General features: G+C 44.4%; 12 protein-coding genes and 1 riboswitch. All 12 genes read left to right on the top strand.

All coding sequences use genetic code 11. From position 1 onward, the window contains the following. The first annotated feature begins 1 nt into the window (after nucleotide 1). The 12 genes from L1765_RS09690 (at nucleotide 2) to L1765_RS09635 (ending at nucleotide 17,520) form a co-directional block, all read left to right on the top strand. Nucleotides 2-706 (top strand): phosphoadenylyl-sulfate reductase, encoded by a 705-nt coding sequence (locus tag L1765_RS09690; RefSeq protein ID WP_236406700.1) that lies wholly within the window; start codon nucleotides 2-4, stop codon nucleotides 704-706. Between the two features lie 362 nt (nucleotides 707-1,068). Then, on the top strand, nucleotides 1,069-2,220 hold the full coding sequence (gene sat / locus L1765_RS09685; RefSeq protein ID WP_236406699.1) for a sulfate adenylyltransferase: 1,152 nt from the start codon (nucleotides 1,069-1,071) through the stop codon (nucleotides 2,218-2,220). Nucleotides 2,221-2,254: 34 nt separating this feature from the next. After that, on the top strand, nucleotides 2,255-2,854 hold the full coding sequence (gene cysC, locus L1765_RS09680; RefSeq protein ID WP_236406697.1) for an adenylyl-sulfate kinase: 600 nt from the start codon (nucleotides 2,255-2,257) through the stop codon (nucleotides 2,852-2,854). Nucleotides 2,855-2,898: 44 nt separating this feature from the next. Beyond that, nucleotides 2,899-3,918 carry a 1-aminocyclopropane-1-carboxylate deaminase/D-cysteine desulfhydrase gene (locus L1765_RS09675; protein ID WP_236406695.1) on the top strand — a complete coding sequence of 340 codons (1,020 nt, stop codon included), beginning with the start codon at nucleotides 2,899-2,901 and terminating at the stop codon, nucleotides 3,916-3,918. Between the two features lie 74 nt (nucleotides 3,919-3,992). Then, nucleotides 3,993-4,113: riboswitch (SAM riboswitch) on the top strand. Nucleotides 4,114-4,188: 75 nt separating this feature from the next. Further along, a complete protein-coding gene (locus L1765_RS09670; protein ID WP_329610006.1) occupies nucleotides 4,189-5,379 on the top strand; it encodes an aminotransferase class I/II-fold pyridoxal phosphate-dependent enzyme in 1,191 nt (396 codons plus the stop codon). After that, nucleotides 5,342-6,508: an aminotransferase class I/II-fold pyridoxal phosphate-dependent enzyme gene (locus tag L1765_RS09665; protein WP_236406691.1), complete on the top strand. Its 1,167-nt coding sequence runs from the start codon at nucleotides 5,342-5,344 to the stop codon at nucleotides 6,506-6,508. The genes L1765_RS09670 and L1765_RS09665 overlap by 38 nt, the downstream gene beginning before the upstream one ends. A 12-nt stretch (nucleotides 6,509-6,520) precedes the next feature. Then, nucleotides 6,521-9,976, top strand: coding sequence for a methionine synthase (metH, locus tag L1765_RS09660; protein WP_236406689.1), 3,456 nt, complete (start codon nucleotides 6,521-6,523; stop codon nucleotides 9,974-9,976). Between the two features lie 16 nt (nucleotides 9,977-9,992). Continuing rightward, complete coding sequence (locus L1765_RS09655) at nucleotides 9,993-11,861, top strand: bifunctional homocysteine S-methyltransferase/methylenetetrahydrofolate reductase (RefSeq protein ID WP_236406687.1); 1,869 nt, start codon at nucleotides 9,993-9,995, stop codon at nucleotides 11,859-11,861. 75 nt (nucleotides 11,862-11,936) lie between these two features. Continuing rightward, the gene (locus tag L1765_RS09650; protein ID WP_236406686.1) at nucleotides 11,937-12,542 is read left to right on the top strand and encodes a chromate transporter; all 606 of its coding nucleotides are present in this window, start codon (nucleotides 11,937-11,939) and stop codon (nucleotides 12,540-12,542) included. Further along, nucleotides 12,539-13,069, top strand: a complete 531-nt coding sequence (locus L1765_RS09645) for a chromate transporter (RefSeq protein WP_236406683.1) — start codon at nucleotides 12,539-12,541, stop codon at nucleotides 13,067-13,069. The genes L1765_RS09650 and L1765_RS09645 overlap by 4 nt, the downstream gene beginning before the upstream one ends. A 192-nt stretch (nucleotides 13,070-13,261) precedes the next feature. Continuing rightward, the gene (locus tag L1765_RS09640) at nucleotides 13,262-15,268 is read left to right on the top strand and encodes an NADPH-dependent 2,4-dienoyl-CoA reductase (RefSeq protein ID WP_236406682.1); all 2,007 of its coding nucleotides are present in this window, start codon (nucleotides 13,262-13,264) and stop codon (nucleotides 15,266-15,268) included. A gap of 365 nt (nucleotides 15,269-15,633) precedes the next feature. Then, nucleotides 15,634-17,520, top strand: a complete 1,887-nt coding sequence (locus L1765_RS09635) for a sigma-54 interaction domain-containing protein (protein WP_236406679.1) — start codon at nucleotides 15,634-15,636, stop codon at nucleotides 17,518-17,520. The last annotated feature ends 544 nt before the right edge of the window (nucleotides 17,521-18,064 follow it).

The following is an 18,064-nucleotide window of genomic DNA, read 5'->3' as shown; positions in this document are numbered from 1 at the left end:
CATGTTGTTTCAACAGCTTTCAGATGAAGACTATAAAGAAATAAATGAAAACCTCTTAGCTGGTAAGGATACCATCGATGTACTGAAATGGGCATATGGGACATACCAGGATGGTCTTGTCTATGCCTGCAGTTTTGGTGCAGAAGGTATGGTATTAATTGATCTCATATCCAAGGTGCAAAAAAATGCCCAGATTGTTTTTTTGGATACCCATCTTCATTTCAAAGAAACGTATGAATTAATAGAAAAAGTGAAAATACGCTATCCAGATCTGCGGATTGAAATCGTTGAGCCTTCCCTTACTTTGAAACAGCAGAAGGAAGAATATGGCGATGAACTGTGGAAGAGGAACCCCGACCAGTGCTGTCATTTGCGAAAAATTGAGCCGTTAAAAAAACTGCTATCCGGTTACAGTGCCTGGATTACCGGTTTGCGACGGGAGCAGTCTCCTACTAGGAGTCGAATGCAGTACGTGAATAAAGACAACAAATTTCAGTTGGTTAAAATCTGTCCATTGATTTACTGGACGTGGGAAGAGGTTTGGGATTATATCAAACTTTACAATCTGCCATATAATCCCCTCCATGACCGTGGATATCCAAGTATTGGTTGTGAAAATTGTACGCAACCGGTTCATGAGGGGGGGGATTTGCGGGCGGGCCGATGGTCCGACTTCAAAAAAACAGAATGCGGACTTCATCAATAGTTCATTCAGAGTTCTTCACCTATTTGGTTTCTGTAACTAATTGGATGAAACGAAAGAATTTGCTAAGGACAGCCCTCGAGTTCTTACTTAGCGGAGGGGATGAAGAACGGAAATTAGTCCTCAAACTGACTCCATCCTTATGAAAGACCCAGATGTTTTTGAGGACTCCGTTCTTTCAGACTCGTAGCGGACTTTAATCACTTCTTTGCAAGAACTCGACTAGCGGACGTGGAAATCTTTGATATGAAAATACCTTTTCATATCAATTTGTGACCCTGCGGGTCATGTATGTTTAGTTTCATCTATATGTGTTCCATCCATACACCATATAGATACAAAGGAATGGAAAGGAGAGGAGATTTATGGGTCTGAGTCATCCCCATGGCGGGGCATTGGTGAACCGTATCGATTTTGAATATGATTATTCCCGTTTAAGCAAGGAGATCGAGCTGGACGGATTTGCACTATCCGACCTGGAATTAATCGCCGTAGGCGCCTACAGTCCATTGACAGGTTTCATGGGAGAGGCAGACTATCTAAACGTTCTCGAACAGATGAGACTTGAAAACGGATTGGTTTGGAGTATACCCATCACCTTGCCTGTAGCCGAAGAAACTGCCGATCAACTGGAAATCGGAGAAAAAATCAGGCTGTTACATGATGGCACAGTATACGGAATTCTTGAACTAAAGGAGAAATACGTTCCCAATAAACAACTGGAGGCTGAAAAAATATATCGTACAACAGATTTGGCCCATCCAGGTGTCCATAAGTTGTTTGAAAGGCCGAATGTGTATCTTGCCGGTCCAGTGACCATGGTGAAACGCCCAAAGAAATCAAAGTTCCAGCAATTTTATTTGGACCCTGATGAAACAAGAAACGCATTTATCCAGAAGGGGTGGAAAACGGTGGTGGGATTCCAGACGCGAAATCCTGTTCATAGAGCCCATGAATACATTCAAAAAACGGCGTTGGAGATTGTGGATGGATTATTTTTAAATCCTTTGGTGGGAGAGACAAAATCAGATGATATACCGGCTGATGTACGGATGGAAAGTTATCAAGTCTTGTTAAAAAACTATTACCCGCAGGATCGCGTCTTTCTGGCGGTTTTCCCAGCTGCAATGAGATATGCCGGTCCAAGGGAAGCCATCTTCCATGCTTTGGTCCGGAAAAACTACGGATGCACCCATTTTATTGTAGGACGGGACCATGCCGGTGTCGGTAATTACTATGGAACCTATGATGCCCAACTGATTTTTCATCATTTCACTCATGGGGATTTGGGGATTACCCCACTGTTTTTTGAACACAGCTTTTACTGCAACAAATGCGGAAATATGGCATCTACAAAAACTTGTCCCCATGGAAATGAGAATCGTCTTATCCTATCCGGAACCAAAGTCAGAGAGATGCTTAAGAGAGGAGAAGCGCCCCCTCCAGAGTTCAGCAGACCGGAGGTTGTGGATGTTCTGATTAGAGGAATGAAAGTGCAAACTGGAACGACTTTCTGAGAATCCTTACATTTTTAGAGAAAGAGGGGATTTGATGTCCAACCAAACTATTTCAAATATTGTCTGGCAAGGCTCTTCCGTTCATAAACCGGAAAGGCAGCAATTAAACGGGCATAAAAGCTGCATCCTTTGGCTTACAGGATATTCCGGCTCGGGGAAATCAACCCTGGCCAATGAGGTGGACAAACGCCTTCACCAGATGGGAGTGCGAAGTTATGTTCTTGATGGTGACAACATCAGGCATGGATTAAATAAAGGGCTTGGTTTTACACCCGAAGACCGAAGGGAAAATATCCGGAGAATCGGTGAGGTAGCCAAGCTGTTTGTAGATGCTGGAATGATTCCCATTACCGCTTTTATTTCACCTTTTCGCGAAGACAGGCAGTTGGTCAGAAACCTGGTTGAACCTGGAGAATTTATTGAAGTTTATGTAAAATGTCCATTAGAAGAGTGCGAGCAGCGGGATCCGAAGGGGCTCTACAAAAAGGCCAGAATTGGAGAAATTCCGGAATTTACGGGAGTCAGCTCTCCCTACGAAGAACCGGAAAATCCGGAATTGATCATTGAAACCCATCGATTCACCATTGATCAATCTGCCGAAAAGATCATCCAATATTTAATGAAACGTATCTAATCATTCCATTTAGATTCGAGAAAGTTAAAAGAAATTTTCAGTGTATGCCGAATCAAGAATTTAGGGTTTTGCATCATTGGTTAACATTTGTCAATTCCATTGGAGGAGTTGAAAAAATGGTCAAAAAATTAGCCTTAAGCTTCACCCCGACCCCTCTGCATTTGGCTGAACGGTTAAGTGAACATACCGGTACGGAAATCTGGATCAAAAGAGACGATCTGACCGGATGTATGGCTACCGGGGGGAACAAGATCAGGAAACTGGAATATATCCTGGCCGATGCTTTGGAAAAGGGAGCGGATACGGTGATCACGACAGGAGGTCCCCAATCCAACCATGCCAAAGCAACGGCTGCCCTGGCAGTCAAAGTCGGACTTAAGCCGGTTTTAGTCTTGGCCGGTCGTGATCCGGGGCATCGGAGAGCCAATTTATTTATCGATACTCTGGTCGGTGCCGAGATTCGCTTTAGCGGGGCGAGAACAGCGGAAGAAATGGAAGAAGCTTTAATCCGGACATATAATGAATTCCATCTGAAAGGAAAAAAACCGTATCTGATTCCGATTGGCGGTTCCAACGGTTTGGGCAGTCTGGGATATCTGGATGCCTATAAGGAGATTGAAGGCCATCATTTTGACTGGATTGTGGTTACCGCCGGATCGGGGGGGACATTTGCCGGAATTTATCTGGGGAACCGTCTTTCTCGTGACCGTGCCAAACTGCTGGGAATCAGTCCCTGGCTTCCCAAGGAGGAAATTTCCCTTAGAATCAGGAATTGTATTCGGGAAGTTGACAGGGACTGGATGGAAGAGGACTTATTGATTGATGACCAATACATCGGGCCCGGATACGGAAAAACAACTCCGGAATCCGTTCATGCGATTCAGCTGCTGGCTCAGCTTGAGGCGATTCTGCTGGACCACGTCTATACCGGGAAAACCATGGCCGGTTTGCTGGACTATATTAACAAGGGAATCATCACTTTCCGTGACCGTGTATTGTTTTGGCATACCGGCGGGGCACCGGGCTTATTGGCCATACAGGACTGGTGGTATAATCATGATTAAGAAAATTTCGATAACCCTATTGACAGGGAACCTATGACAGGTTAGAATGACAGCATCGTATTAATTGAATAGCATTCTTATCAAGAGAAGGCGGAGGGACTGGCCCGATGAAGCCCGGCAACCGACTCGGCGGAGTATTCCAAAGAGAACGGTGCTAATTCCTGCAAAATGAGTTTTCATTTTGAAAGATAAGGCTGGAACCGACCTGTCTTCGGAAACCGATACCCCTTTCAAGATGAAGGGGGTTATTTTTTTTGGGGGGTAATGAAAATGAACGTAGAGACGAAGCTGGCTCAAATTGGAAATCGAAGGGATGAAAAAACCGGTGCCATCAATTTTCCAATCTATCATTCTGCTGCTTATCAACATCCGGAATTGGGGGAAAGCACCGGTTACGATTACACAAGAACCGCAAACCCGACAAGAACCGTATTGGAAGATGCCATAGCCACTCTGGAAAAGGGGGATCGGGGATTTGCGTTAAGTTCCGGCATGGCAGCAATCCAGGTGATATTTTCACTTTTTTCTGCCGGGGATCATATCGTGGCATCCCTTGATTTGTATGGAGGGACCTATCGGCTGTTCGAACAGGTGTTAAGGCGGTTTTCATTACAGTTTAGCTATGTTGATGCAAGGGACATGGATTCGGTTGAAGCTGCCATAGGCCCTTCTACGAAAGCGATATTTATAGAATCTCCTACCAATCCCATGATGCATGAAGCAGACATCCATCAGATTGCCCGACTGGCAAAGAATAAAGGGCTGATCACCATTGTTGACAATACTTTTCTTACCCCCTATTTTCAAAATCCGATTCCATTAGGAGCGGATATCGTTGTACACAGTGGAACGAAGTATTTAGGGGGACATAATGACGTATTGGCAGGATTGATTGTATCCAAGGGTGAAGAGATTTCTGAGAAATTATCCTTTTTGCATAATTCGATCGGTGCCGTATTGGGTCCCCAGGATTCCTGGTTGTTAATTCGGGGGATGAAAACGTTGGCTTTACGCATGGAAAAACATCAGCGAAATGCCAATAAAATCGTTTCTTTTCTGAAAAAGCACCCCTGTGTGGAGGAAGTGTTTTATCCCGAAGGAATCAAGGGACAGACGAAGGGTAACGGAGGAATGATCTCCTTTCGCCTGAAGAAAAAGGAGTGGATTCCAACGGTATTAAAAAATTTGAGGGTGATTTCATTTGCGGAAAGCCTTGGCGGGGTAGAAAGTTTGATGACCTATCCTTCTGTTCAGACCCACGCGGACATTCCTGAAGAGATTCGGCGGAAAGTAGGCGTGTGTGATCGTCTGCTCCGTTTGTCAACTGGGATCGAACATGAGGAAGATTTAATCGGAGATATTTCTCAGGCGTTGGATTATGCCGTAAATGAAGAAAACATTCACCGGAATGGAGGGGAATTGGATGAAATTTTCCACGCAAATCATTCACAATCCTTATAAAGTGGATCCATATACCGGAGCCTGTAGCACTCCTATTTACCAGGCTTCCACCTATCATCAGTTTGATGTAGATCAACCGGGCCCCTATGATTATGCCCGGTCAGGCAACCCAACCCGCCATGCTTTGGAAGAGACGATTGCATTATTGGAAGGTGGATGTAGAGGGTTTGCCTTTTCATCCGGCATGGCTGCCATTTCAACGGTTTTTCTCCTCTTATCTTCAGGAGATCATGTGGTCATTTCTGAGGATGTTTATGGGGGGACCCATCGAATTGTCACTCAGGTGTTATCCAGGTTGGGGATTTCTGCCACCTTTGTTGATACAACAGATATAAACGCCGTTGAAGAGGCCATAAAGCCAAACACGAAGGCGATCTATGTGGAAACCCCTTCCAATCCGTTGCTGAAGGTTACCGACCTGGGAAAAATTGAAGAAATCGCTAAACAATCGAAATTGCTGTTTATTGTGGACAACACTTTTTTGACTCCATACTATCAAAGGCCGATTCAATTTGGTGCAGACATTGTCATTCATAGTGCCACAAAATTCATCGCCGGACATAGCGATGTGATTGCTGGACTTGTTGTGGCAAAAAATGAAGAACTGGCTGAAAAAATCGGGTTTTTACAAAATTCATTTGGAGCCATACTGGGGGTACAGGATTCTTGGTTGGTGTTAAGGGGATTAAAAACCCTGAAAGTACGTCTTGATTCTGCAACGAATGGGGCAAAAATCATTGCCAATTGGCTCAAAGAACAGTCCTATGTCAAAGAAGTGTATTATACGGGACTTCCTACCCACCAGGGACACGACATTCAGAACAAGCAGGTGACTGGACATGGTGCGGTGTTATCCTTCGACGTTGGAAATGCCAGCATGGCCAAAAAAATCATGAAGCGGGTGAAAATACCGGCAGTTGCTGTAAGCCTTGGTTCGGTGGAATCCATTCTCTCTTATCCGGCATTGATGTCCCATGCGGCGATGCCGGAAGAAGAGCGGAGAAAAAGGGGAATACATGATGGATTGTTGCGTTTGTCTGTTGGTCTGGAGGATCCCCATGATTTAATCGAAGATTTGGAGCAAGCCATGTTGCCCCGTCTTGTTTCATCACGCGCTCTTTACGAATAGGGGGAAAAGTTCATGAAACCTGCAACACCAAGAATACAAGAACAATTGAATAACAAAATCATGATTTTGGATGGAGCTATGGGAACATTGATTCAACAGGCCCATTTAACGGCACAGGATTTCGGAGGGGAAGAGTACGAAGGATGCAACGAAATATTAAACATTACCCGTCCTGATTTGATTCGTAGCATCCATGAGGAATATCTAGCAGCAGGTGCAGACATTATTGAAACAAATACATTTGGGGCGACAGATGTCGTTCTTGCCGAATATGCCCTGCAGGATAAAACGGAGGAAATTAATCTGGCTGCTGCGACCATCGCCCGGGAAGCGGCAGATCAGTATGCTACACCTGACTGGCCCAGATATGTCGCAGGCTCCGTGGGTCCCACAACAAAATCTTTGTCCGTCACAGGGGGGATCACCTTTGACCAACTGACACAATCTTACTATCGCCAGGCCCTTGCACTGATCAGCGGTGGAGTGGATGTGCTTTTGATAGAAACCGCCCAGGATACATTAAATGTCAAGGCTGCCGGCATCGGCATACAACGGGCCCTTGATGAAACCGGGAAAGACGTTCCCATTATGATCTCAGGCACCATTGAACCTATGGGCACCACCCTTGCCGGACAAAACATTGAAGCTTTTTATATTTCCCTAGAACATCTTCATCCCATTTCCATCGGATTAAATTGTGCCACTGGCCCTGAATTTATGCGTGATCATATCCGCACGTTATCCAATTTGGCCCAAACCGGAATATCCTGTTATCCCAATGCTGGCCTCCCTGATGAAAATGGTCACTATCATGAAACGCCAGCTGGTCTGGCAACTAAAATGGCCGAGTTTGCGAGGCAGGGATGGTTAAATCTCGTTGGAGGATGCTGTGGAACAACACCGGAACATATCCGGCATCTCGCTGAAGAAATGAAAAAATATAAGCCCCGGCAGGCGATGCCAAAACGTCTTCCATCCATTTCCGGCATTGAACCGGTTTATGTAGAAGCGGATAACCGACCTCTTCTGGTGGGGGAACGGACCAATGTCATCGGATCGAAAAAGTTTAGAAATTTGATTCGCGAAGGGAAGTATGAGGAGGCGTCGGAAATTGCCCGGACCCAGGTAAAGGGAGGTGCACAGATTATCGATATTTGTTTGGCAGATCCGGAACGGGATGAGCGAACCGATATGGAAAAATTCCTTCAGTTTGCCATAAAAAAAGTAAAGGCACCGCTGATGATAGACACGACGGACCCGGTTGTTGCTGAATCTGCCTTAAAATACTCCCAAGGCAAATCGATTATTAACTCTATCAATCTGGAAGAAGGAGAGAAGAAGTTTGAGGAAGTGGTTTCCCTGGTCCGCAAATATGGGGCAGCAGTGGTGATTGGTACCATTGATGAGAAGGGAATGGCCATTACCCGGGAGAGAAAATTGGAGATTGCAGAACGTTCCTTTGACCTTTTGGTGCACAAATATGGCATGAATCCCAAGGATATGGTCTTTGATCCCCTCGTCTTTCCCGTAGGTACAGGAGATCAAGCATACATCGGTTCTGCCTTGGAGACTGTAGAGGGAATACGCCTGATTAAAGAAAGCTTTCCAGACTGTCAGACGATTCTGGGAATTAGCAATGTTTCTTTCGGACTTCCTCCTGCAGGGAGAGAGGTTTTAAATGCGGTTTTTTTATATCATTGTACAAAGGCTGGTCTTGATTATGCCATCGTCAACACCGAGAAATTGGAAAGATATGCTTCGATTCCTCCTGAGGAAAGGCAGATGGCAGAAGACCTTCTATTTCGCACCAATACGGATACTTTAAATCGCTTTACCCATTATTATCGGGAAAAAAAAGTAACATCAACACAGAAAAAATCTTCTATGTCTTTAGAGGAACGGCTGGTTAATTATGTGGTGGAGGGGATGAAAGAAGGCTTGACAGAAGATCTTCAGCAAGCTTTAAAGAAATCTTCCCCCCTGGACATCATAAATGGTCCCCTGATGAAAGGGATGGAAAAGGTTGGTCAGTTGTTTAACGACAATCAACTAATTGTCGCCGAGGTGTTGCAGAGTGCGGAAGTGATGAAGGCTGCCGTTTCCTTTTTACAGCCTTATATGGAAAAATCGGATAATAAAGGAAAGGGAAAAATTATTCTTGCCACCGTAAAGGGAGACGTACATGACATTGGAAAAAATCTGGTAGAAATTATTCTGTCCAACAATGGATTCCAAATCGTTGATCTTGGAATTAAGGTACCGTCTGAACAAATCATCAAAGTTGTGGAGGAAGAAAAACCTGACATGATCGGACTCTCTGGTCTATTGGTCAAATCCGCCCAGCAGATGGTGTTGACGGCACAGGATTTAAAAATGTCGGGAATTGACATCCCGCTGCTGGTTGGTGGAGCGGCTTTAACCAAGAGATTTACCGAAACAAAGATTGCTCCGGAATATAACGGAACGGTTCTTTATGCACGGGATGCCATGGAAGGGTTGCAATTAGCCAACCGGTTGGTTGATTCCATGAAACGGGATCATGGTCTCATTGAACAGAAAAAGGAGGAATCGGAACGGGCTTTATCATTGGAATTTTCAAAAGATGATGAATCAAGGGGGGGTGCTTATCAGGTTATCACTCGCTCCCCAGATGTGAACCACCAATCACCTGTTTATCCTCCTCCGGATTTTAAACGTCATGTGTTGCGAAATTATCCAATCAGCCATGTTCAGCCCTATCTCAACCTGCAGATGTTATTGGGAAAACATCTGGGGTTAAGGGGGAGTGTAGAAAAGTTGTTGACTAAAGGGGATAAAAAAGCCGTTGAATTGAGAGAAATCGTTTTCCGATTATTGGAAGAGGCAAAAAGGGATCAGTTGATTCGTCTCCATGGAATTTATCAATTTTTCCCGGCCCAGTCATCCGGGAATCAGATTTTGATCTATGCCCCTCAGGACCTGTCAACCATCATTCAGCAGTTTACCTTTCCCCGACAAAGGATCCACCCCCATTTATGTCTGGCTGATTTTTTGCGGTCGAAGGAAAGTGGCGTCATGGATTATGTAGCCTTTATGGCCGTTACTGCAGGAGAAGGAATCAGGGAACTGGCAGGATCTTGGAAAGACAAGGGGGATTATCTCCGATCCCATGTTTTGCAGGCCCTAGCCCTAGAACTGGCGGAAGCATTTGCCGAGCGTCTGCATCACTTGATCAGGGACTCATGGGGTATTCCTGATTCTCCAGAGATGACTATGAAGGAACGATTCAGTGCCAAATATCAAGGAATACGGGTATCATTCGGCTATCCGGCCTGTCCCAATCTTAATGATCAGGAAAAGCTGTTTCAATTGATACAACCTGAAGCTATCGGAATTTCCTTAACGGACGGGTTTATGATGGAGCCTGAGGCATCGGTATCGGCCATGGTTTTTTCCCATCCTGATGCCCGGTATTTTAGCGTAGAATGAAAGGATGGGAGAGAAAATGAAGAAGGCAAACCAATTTCTTGAGTATTTATCCTCACACCTGCTGGTAGGTGACGGGGCAATGGCCACCCTGTTATATCAGCAGGGTGTGCCGATTGGGGTGTGCTATGAAGAGCTGTCCCTTTCCAAACCCAATATCGTAAGAAATGTTCATCAAGCTTATTACAGGGCTGGTGCCCGATTCATTGAAACGAATACCTTTGGCGCCCATCGGGAAGGTTTGGCCCGGTACGGCCTTGAAGATATGGTGGCAAAAATAAATTTGGCTGCCGTAAAAAATGCCAGAGATGCGGTGGGAGAAGATGCTTTTGTTTTCGGCAGCATGGGTTCCATCACGTCAGGACGGGTACGTCAAACCAAAATGGAGGGATACAGGGAGCAGTTTGAGGAACAGGCAATAGCTCTGCTCCAGGGGGGAGCGGATGGTCTGATACTGGAAACATTTCTGGACTTGGAGGAACTGCTGCTGGCTTTGGAAGTTATCCGTCCCCTTACCTCCCTTCCCATTATTGCTCAGTTAGCTACGATAGAAGTTGGGAGAACTAGAGATGGTTATTCGCTGACGGAGGCTTTTCAGTTGCTTAAGCAGCATCAGGCAGATGTGGTGGGTCTCAACTGTCGTCTTGGACCTTTGGAAATATTGCGCTCGTTGGAACAAACCATTGTTCCGGATGATATCCTGATCTCCGTTTTTCCCAATGCCGGAAGATTGGGTTTATCCGAGGGGGAGTACGCTTATAAATCTTCACCTGAATATTTTGCTAAATGTGCCCTTCAGTTCCGGAAGCAAGGGGTTCACCTGATCGGTGGGTGCTGCGGAACCTCTCCGGAGCACATTCAGATGATATCTGAGATTTTGGAGGGTTTGGATCCCCTACCCCGTAAAAACCCTGAAAAAGGCTTGGAAGATTTGAAGCCAAGGGCGACGATTCATGAAATAGACCGGAAAAAACCCAATATTGTGGATTTGGTACAGAAGCGTCATACCGTTATCGTTGAATGGGATTCTCCGAGGGATTTGGATATTGACATCTTTTTAAAAGGGGCAGCCAAACTGCAGGAAGCCGGGGTGGATGCCATTACCATAGCCGACAATTCTTTGGCGACAACCAGAATCAGCAACATGGCGATGGGAGCGATTTTAAAGAATCGATTGGGAATTGAACCCCTTGTCCATATTACCTGTCGGGACCGCAATCTTATCGGCCAGCAGTCCCATCTGATGGGTCTTCATGCCTTGGGGATTGAACAAATATTGGTCATTACCGGAGATCCAGCACGATTTGGTGATCTTCCCGGTTCCAGTTCGGTTTTTGATGTCTCCTCTTTTGATTTGATTCGTATGGTGAAGCAATTAAATGAGGGATTGTCTTTCTCCGGAAAGATATTGAAGCAGAGGGCCCGGTTTGTGGTGGGTGCAGCATTTAATCCCCATGTACGTCATTTTGATGCGGCGGTAAAACGATTGGAACAGAAGGTGGAAGCGGGGGCTGATTTTATTATGACACAGCCGGTTTATGATGCAGAGTCCATTCACATGATCTATGAGGGAACCAAATATATTCCGGTACCCATATTTATCGGGATTATGCCTCTTACCAGCGCCAGAAATGCAGATTTTCTTCATCATGAGGTTCCTGGCATCAAACTTTCGGAATCCGCATTGAAACGGATCAGGATGTACCAAGGAGAAGAAGCAAGGAAAGAAGGAGTAGCCATGGCCAAGGAGCTCCTTGAGGTCGCCATGGATTACTTCAATGGGATCTATCTGATTACTCCCTTTCATTATTATGAGATGACGGCGGAACTTGCTGATTATGTTTACCAAAAGCGGTCGAATTCTGCGGTTTTTAAATGCAATCCATAGGAATTTACAACCCCTGAGGAAAGTCTTGGGGGTTTTATGATAAAATAAACAAAAAAGGGACAGGGGAAATAGAATATGACGTTGTGGCAAATATTTGCCGCTTTTTTTCGGGTGGGAATATTGGGTTATGGGGGAGGCCCTTCTTCCATTCCCTTAGTACATAAAGAAGTGGTAGAAAAGTACAAATGGATGAATGAAGAAGAATTTAGTGATGTATTGGCTTTGGGAAATGCGCTTCCTGGTCCCATTGCAACCAAAATGGCAGGCTACATCGGGTACAGAGTAGCCGGTATCCTGGGTAGTGTCGTTGGGGTTCTGGCAATGGTTCTGCCTACGGTCATTATCATGATTCTTCTGTTGGGATTTTTGATGAGTATAAAGAATTCACCCAGGGTTCAGGGAATGACCAATGCCGTGCGTCCCGTCGTTGCCGTTATGCTGTTGGTTTTAGCCATTGATTTTTTTAAGAAATCCTGGACAAATTATGGGAAATGGCAAAGTATGGGCTTAGGAGTTTTCAGTTTCATCGCACTTGTTTCCTTAAATCTTCATCCTGCGTTCCTGATCGGAATTCTTTTGTTTTATGCCATCATAACAAAGCCAAAAGGGGAAACATCCTCGATTCCTAATCAGTCTGATGAAAGAACCAATGAAGGGGAGAAAGGGGAGGGAGAATCGTGATTTACTGGCAGCTTTTTTTGGCCTTTTTCATACCGGGGATTGTCGGTTATGGCGGTGGTCCGGCATTTATCCCTCTGATTCAAAATGAAGTGGTTAATCGTTACCAGTGGTTGTCTCTTGAAGAATTTGGCGATGTTCTAGCTTTGGGCAATGCCCTTCCCGGCCCCATTGCAACCAAAATGGCAGGATATATCGGTTATCAGGTGGGAGGAGTATTGGGTGCTATCGTGGCCCTGTTTGCCACTATTGCTCCTTCCCTTTTGGCAATGATACTGCTTTTGAATCTCCTATCCCGTTTTAAGGATTCTCCAAAGGTAAAGAGGATGACAGCACTGGTCCGTCCGACAGTAGGCATTCTCTTGGGGGTGATTGCCTTTCAATTTTTTTACAGCACCTGGCAACACATTGGGGTTTATCAGACGATTTTTCTTTCTTTAATTGCCTATCTGCTGTTGGAAAAATTAAAAGTACATCCCGCCTGGGTGATTGCTGCATCTTTGGGATATGGGTGGGTATTCCTGGGGTAACAAAAAAGGTTGATTTAGATAAGTCTTTTGAGATAGGGTAAAAATCGCAGATGAAAAATTTTTAAAAAAAAGAAGGAACTAAAACGAAATTATAGAATAAAAAGTCATAGAATAAATTGTTTTAAGAATATTGCGGAAATGAGCAGATTATGAATGAATATTCATTCATAATGAATGAAGGAGGGGATTTTTTTGAAGTGTACAAAGATTTTTGAACCGATTCGATTGGGATCTATGTCTATGCCCAATCGGATTCTAATGGGCTCTATGCACGTGGGATTGGAAGGGAATGATGGGGACTTACAACCGCTTATTGATTTTTATCGGGAAAGGGCAAAGGGAGGAGCTGGACTGATCGTAACTGGAGGAGCGGCTGTTTCTCCTGAAGGAGTAGGAGGGCTTCATTTTTTGACAGTAAATGATGACAAGATGATTCCCACGCTTGCCCAATTAACGGATGCCATCCATGAAGAAGGGGGAAGAATCGCCCTTCAACTGTTTCATGCCGGGCGATACGCATTAAAAAATATCAGTGGATATGATCCTGTTGCTCCATCACCGATTAAGTCTGTTTTAAGTGACACCGTCCCAAAGGAGTTGTCCCATGAAGAAATTGAATTGATCATAGAAGCCTTTGCCAAGGGAGCAGAAAGGGCAAAGAAAGCCGGGTTTGATGCCGTTGAAGTGATGGGTTCCGAAGGATATCTCATTAATCAATTTCTTTCTCCGGTGACCAACCATAGAACCGACCAATGGGGCGGGAATTTTGAAAACCGTTCTCGTTTCGCTTTAGCTATTGTACACAAAATAAAACAACTCGTTGGAGATGATTATCCTGTTCTTTTCCGCATGTCCGGTCTGGATCTCATGCCTGGCAGCACCACGATGGAGGAAACAATTCAGTTTGCCAAGAAATTGGAGGAAGCAGGTGTACATGCCTTAAATATAGGAATAGGCTGGCATGAGTCTAAGGTTCCTACCATTTATATGATGGTTCCAAGGGCTTCCTATGCCTGGGTTGCAGGTAAGATAAAAGAGCATGTGGGGGTTGCGGTGATCGCCAGCAACCGGATCAATGATCCGCGTCTTGCTGAAAAATTGCTGCAAGAAGGAGCTTGTGACATCGTTTCCATGGCCCGTCCATTTTTGGCGGATCCTTACTTGGTAAAGAAAGCGGAAGAGGGAAGATATGATGAAATCAATACTTGTATTGCCTGTAATCAGGCTTGTTTGGATCATATTTTTAGTGGGGAGCCCGCTTCATGTCTGGTAAATCCGGCAGCAGGAAGAGAGAAGTTGTTTGCCATTACAAACACGGCATCGCCGAAAAAGGTAGCGGTAGTGGGTGCCGGTCCTTCGGGTTTGGAAGCGGCAAAAACTCTGGCGGAAAGGGGACATCAGGTGACCCTTTTTGAAAAGGCGGATCGGATTGGTGGGCAGTTAAACTATGCCGTCAACGTTCCGGGTAAGCAGGAATTTAAGGAAACTTTGCGCTATTATGAGGTTCGATTGAAGCGTTTGGGTGTGGAAATTCATTATGGAAGAGAGATAACTTCTGGAGATTTGGTAAACCAATACGATGCCGTGGTGGTGGCTACAGGAGTCAAACCAAGGGTTCCGGATATTGAAGGGGCAGATCTTCCCCACGTCGTCTCTTACATAGATGTATTTCAGAGAAAAGTTCCTGTAGGAGAACGGGTTGCCATCATTGGTGGAGGAGGAATTGCCTGTGATCTGGCACATTTCCTTTTGGAACCCCATTCTTATACTCCGGAAATCACCAAATATTTGCTCCAATATGGAATCATTCAATCAGGAGAGCTTGTGAGCGGTTTTAAGGGAAAAAGAAAAATTACTATGATGAGAAGAGGGGGGAAAATTGGAACTGGACTGGGGAGGACCACTCGATGGGCTGTTTTGGCCCATTTGAAGGAACAGGGCGTCCAAATGTTTACAAGAATTGAATATGAAAAGATTGATCAGGACGGGGTTCACCTTCTCTTAAAAGGGGAGAAAATGCTTGTTCCTGCTGATACGGTGATTCTGGCAGCGGGGCAATATCCGAATCATGCTTTGTATTCGGAGCTAAAGGATATGGGCATGGAAGAAGTATACCTCATAGGGGGAGCCAGTAAGGCCGAGGAGCTGGATGCGAAGAGGGCCATTTATGAAGGAGCTTTGGTAGGCAGAAAGATATAGAAATATTATACCTTTAGCCTTGAAGCGGACCTGAATCACTCCCTGCACTGTGGCAAAACGCCACTAGTCTACCCTATTTATCATGTATGAAATAAGTGGCGGACGTGTAAATTTTTAATTCCAGATCTATAGGATATCTCAGTGAAGCCTCTCCCGTCTTCGCTTCGCTTAGAGGCGGGAGTTCTCTGGGCGGATTTCGATAGAAATATTCTTTGCTATATATGCAAGAGTATTTCTATTTTTTGTGTCAACAATTTATCAAATCATAGGAGTTTTTGTTATTATGAAAATTAAAAGGAAAAGTTTCAAGTTTCGAAAACCTAGGGTAGGACTGTTTTATTTGATTAAGGTAAAGAGGGATGTCGATGATCGCTTTATACAATTTGGATAAGAGGTTGGAAGAGATGCTCTCCTATTATTTGAAGGAAGAAGGAGAGAAAGTTGCTTATTTTTATTCCATGAAATCTATTTTGGATCAAGTGATCAATCCCATGGTTGTGATCACAACAGCTTCTTTTGTGTCTGAAGTGGATTCATTAAGCGTTCCCGTTGTTCCGATAACGATTCACATGACCGATGTTGAGCAAGCGGTTTGTCAATTGGTTTCCAATGGTCATCTGGTTGAAGAAGTGATAATCATCGCATCAGAGAAGGAAATGAAGTGGCTAAAAATGGAGCAACATATTCGGATGCAGCTTGGAGTGGCTTCGAATTTTTCCTACCAGTTCGTAAATCTGGAAGATATGAAGCATCAGGCCGCACAATTAAAAGTGAAAGAGGATCGATTTCTCTTCGTAACTCCGCAATGGACAAAACAAGTGAAATTAACTCCCTATATAAAAAATGTGTGTGCTGTTTCTCCTTCTATGGAGACAATCTTATCAGCGGCAAGACAGGCCAGTTTTTTATCGGGCTATACCAGGGAAATGACAAGGGAAAAACTTCAGATACAGGCGGTTGTAAATTCTGCCCATGATGGTGTGATAGCGGTTGACAAGGAAGGCTATATTACCTTGGTTAATGAACATGCAAAAAATCTGTTATCACTTCCTGAGGAGGCCTTACATCGCAAAATTACGGATTTTATTCCTCATTCTGACATGATGCGTGTTCTGCAAACCGGAAAAAAGGAAATCGGGGACCTTGCGACAGTGTTGGACAAGCAAATTGTTATTAACCGATTTCCAGTGGTGATCCATGATACAGTTGTAGGGGCGGTTTCCAATTTTAAAGAGATTACAGATATTCAAAAGTTAGAAATGAAATTGCGCAGAAAGCTTCATCATAGCGGTTTAGAGGCAAGATATTGTCTTACTGATATAGTAGGTCATTCTGAAGCTATATCTGAGGTCAGAGAACAAGCGAAGCTTTTTGGTGAGACGGGAGCTACGGTTCTCATTACCGGAGAATCAGGCACCGGAAAAGAATTATTTGCCCAGGGGATCCATTTGGCAAGCGGCAGATCAGTTGGACCCTTTGTCGCCATTAATTGTGCGGCTTTGCCTGAAAGCCTTCTGGAAAGCGAACTTTTCGGCTACGAAGATGGAGCATTTACAGGAGCTAAAAAAGGAGGAAAGCAGGGGCTGTTTGAATTGGCCCATGGGGGCACGTTGTTTTTGGATGAAATTGGTGAAATGCCTTTGAGAATTCAAGCCTTATTATTACGGGTGTTACAGGAAAAATGTGTGAGAAGAATCGGAGGGGAAAGGATTATTCCGGTTGATGTTCGGATTATTGCAGCCACCAACAAAAATTTAGAGGAGGCCATCGAGCATAAACAATTTCGTCCTGACCTCTATTATCGGATTAATTTGCTGACTCTGGAACTTCCTCCCCTTCGTAAACGGCTTGAAGATATTCCCCTACTAGTGATGAGTATTGTCAATCAATTAAATGAACAGAGGGAAAAGAAAATTGAAGGTGTGGATGATCAGATTTATCGCGTGTTCATGCAATACCATTGGCCAGGCAATGTCCGTGAACTGCGAAACGTGGTGGAAAGAATGGTATTGTTGGCAAAAGGGAGAAGTCTTACCTTAAAAGATGTAGATTTCTTCCGAAAGAAAATTGGCAAAGACCAAACCGTTTCGGATCACGGTCAAGAGAAAAGCTTAAAACAGACAGAAAGGGACCTGATCTTAGCTACCCTGAATAAATACCAATACAACAAATCCCTTGTAGCAAAATCCCTGGGTATTGACCGTTCCACGTTATGGAGAAAGATGAAAGAATATCATTTGTCCGATGGCTAAGAAATGTTGCAAAATAAAATAGACACGTTGCAAAATGCAACGTAATGTTTTATTAAGGTGCCCTCCACTTCTTTTGTGAAGTGGGGGGTTTTATATAGTCGGAACTAACAGAATTCACGAAGGACAGCCTTCGAGTTCTTATCCAGCGAAGAGGATAAAGAACGGGAATTAGCCCTCAAACTGACTCCACCTTTGAAATCTCCAGATGTTTTTGAGGGCTCCGTTCTTTAGTCTTGAAGCGGACTTATATACTTCTTGCTAGAACTCGACTAGCGGACGTGTGAATCTTTGATATGAAAATAATTCGCTCCCGGGTCATACTGATCTAAAAATGTCAAGTGCTTGGTATCAATTTCCAGATAAAAATGAGTATAGGGATGCCCGGGATGATCATTGTAAATGTTTCCAGTAGTTATGATGCAGTATTCTTCTGAACTTCGTATCCTAATTGACGCACCTTAGCGATAAAATATCTTTCCATTCGTTCTTGGTTTCGCTTCTGTAAAAAGTCTTCACCTAACTCTTTATAGTGATCATCGTTTAA

The sequence above is a fragment of the Microaerobacter geothermalis genome, assembly GCF_021608135.1.
In the GTDB taxonomy this organism is placed as follows: Bacteria; Bacillota; Bacilli; order DSM-22679; family DSM-22679; genus Microaerobacter; species Microaerobacter geothermalis.
Note: the sequence above shows the minus strand (reverse complement) of the source record. Positions and strands in the feature narration are given on the sequence as shown.

Bases quoted from the DNA above. Each gene is read 5' to 3' on its own strand.
- L1765_RS09690 (WP_236406700.1), top strand. From the start codon at position 2: ATGTTGTTTCAACAGCTTTCAGATGAAGACTATAAAGAAATAAATGAA.
- sat (WP_236406699.1), top strand. From the start codon at position 1,069: ATGGGTCTGAGTCATCCCCATGGCGGGGCATTGGTGAACCGTATCGAT.
- cysC (WP_236406697.1), top strand. From the start codon at position 2,255: ATGTCCAACCAAACTATTTCAAATATTGTCTGGCAAGGCTCTTCCGTT.
- L1765_RS09675 (WP_236406695.1), top strand. From the start codon at position 2,899: ATGCCGAATCAAGAATTTAGGGTTTTGCATCATTGGTTAACATTTGTC.
- L1765_RS09670 (WP_329610006.1), top strand. From the start codon at position 4,189: ATGAACGTAGAGACGAAGCTGGCTCAAATTGGAAATCGAAGGGATGAA.
- L1765_RS09665 (WP_236406691.1), top strand. From the start codon at position 5,342: ATGAAATTTTCCACGCAAATCATTCACAATCCTTATAAAGTGGATCCA.
- metH (WP_236406689.1), top strand. From the start codon at position 6,521: ATGAAACCTGCAACACCAAGAATACAAGAACAATTGAATAACAAAATC.
- L1765_RS09655 (WP_236406687.1), top strand. From the start codon at position 9,993: ATGAAGAAGGCAAACCAATTTCTTGAGTATTTATCCTCACACCTGCTG.
- L1765_RS09650 (WP_236406686.1), top strand. From the start codon at position 11,937: ATGACGTTGTGGCAAATATTTGCCGCTTTTTTTCGGGTGGGAATATTG.
- L1765_RS09635 (WP_236406679.1), top strand. From the start codon at position 15,634: ATGATCGCTTTATACAATTTGGATAAGAGGTTGGAAGAGATGCTCTCC.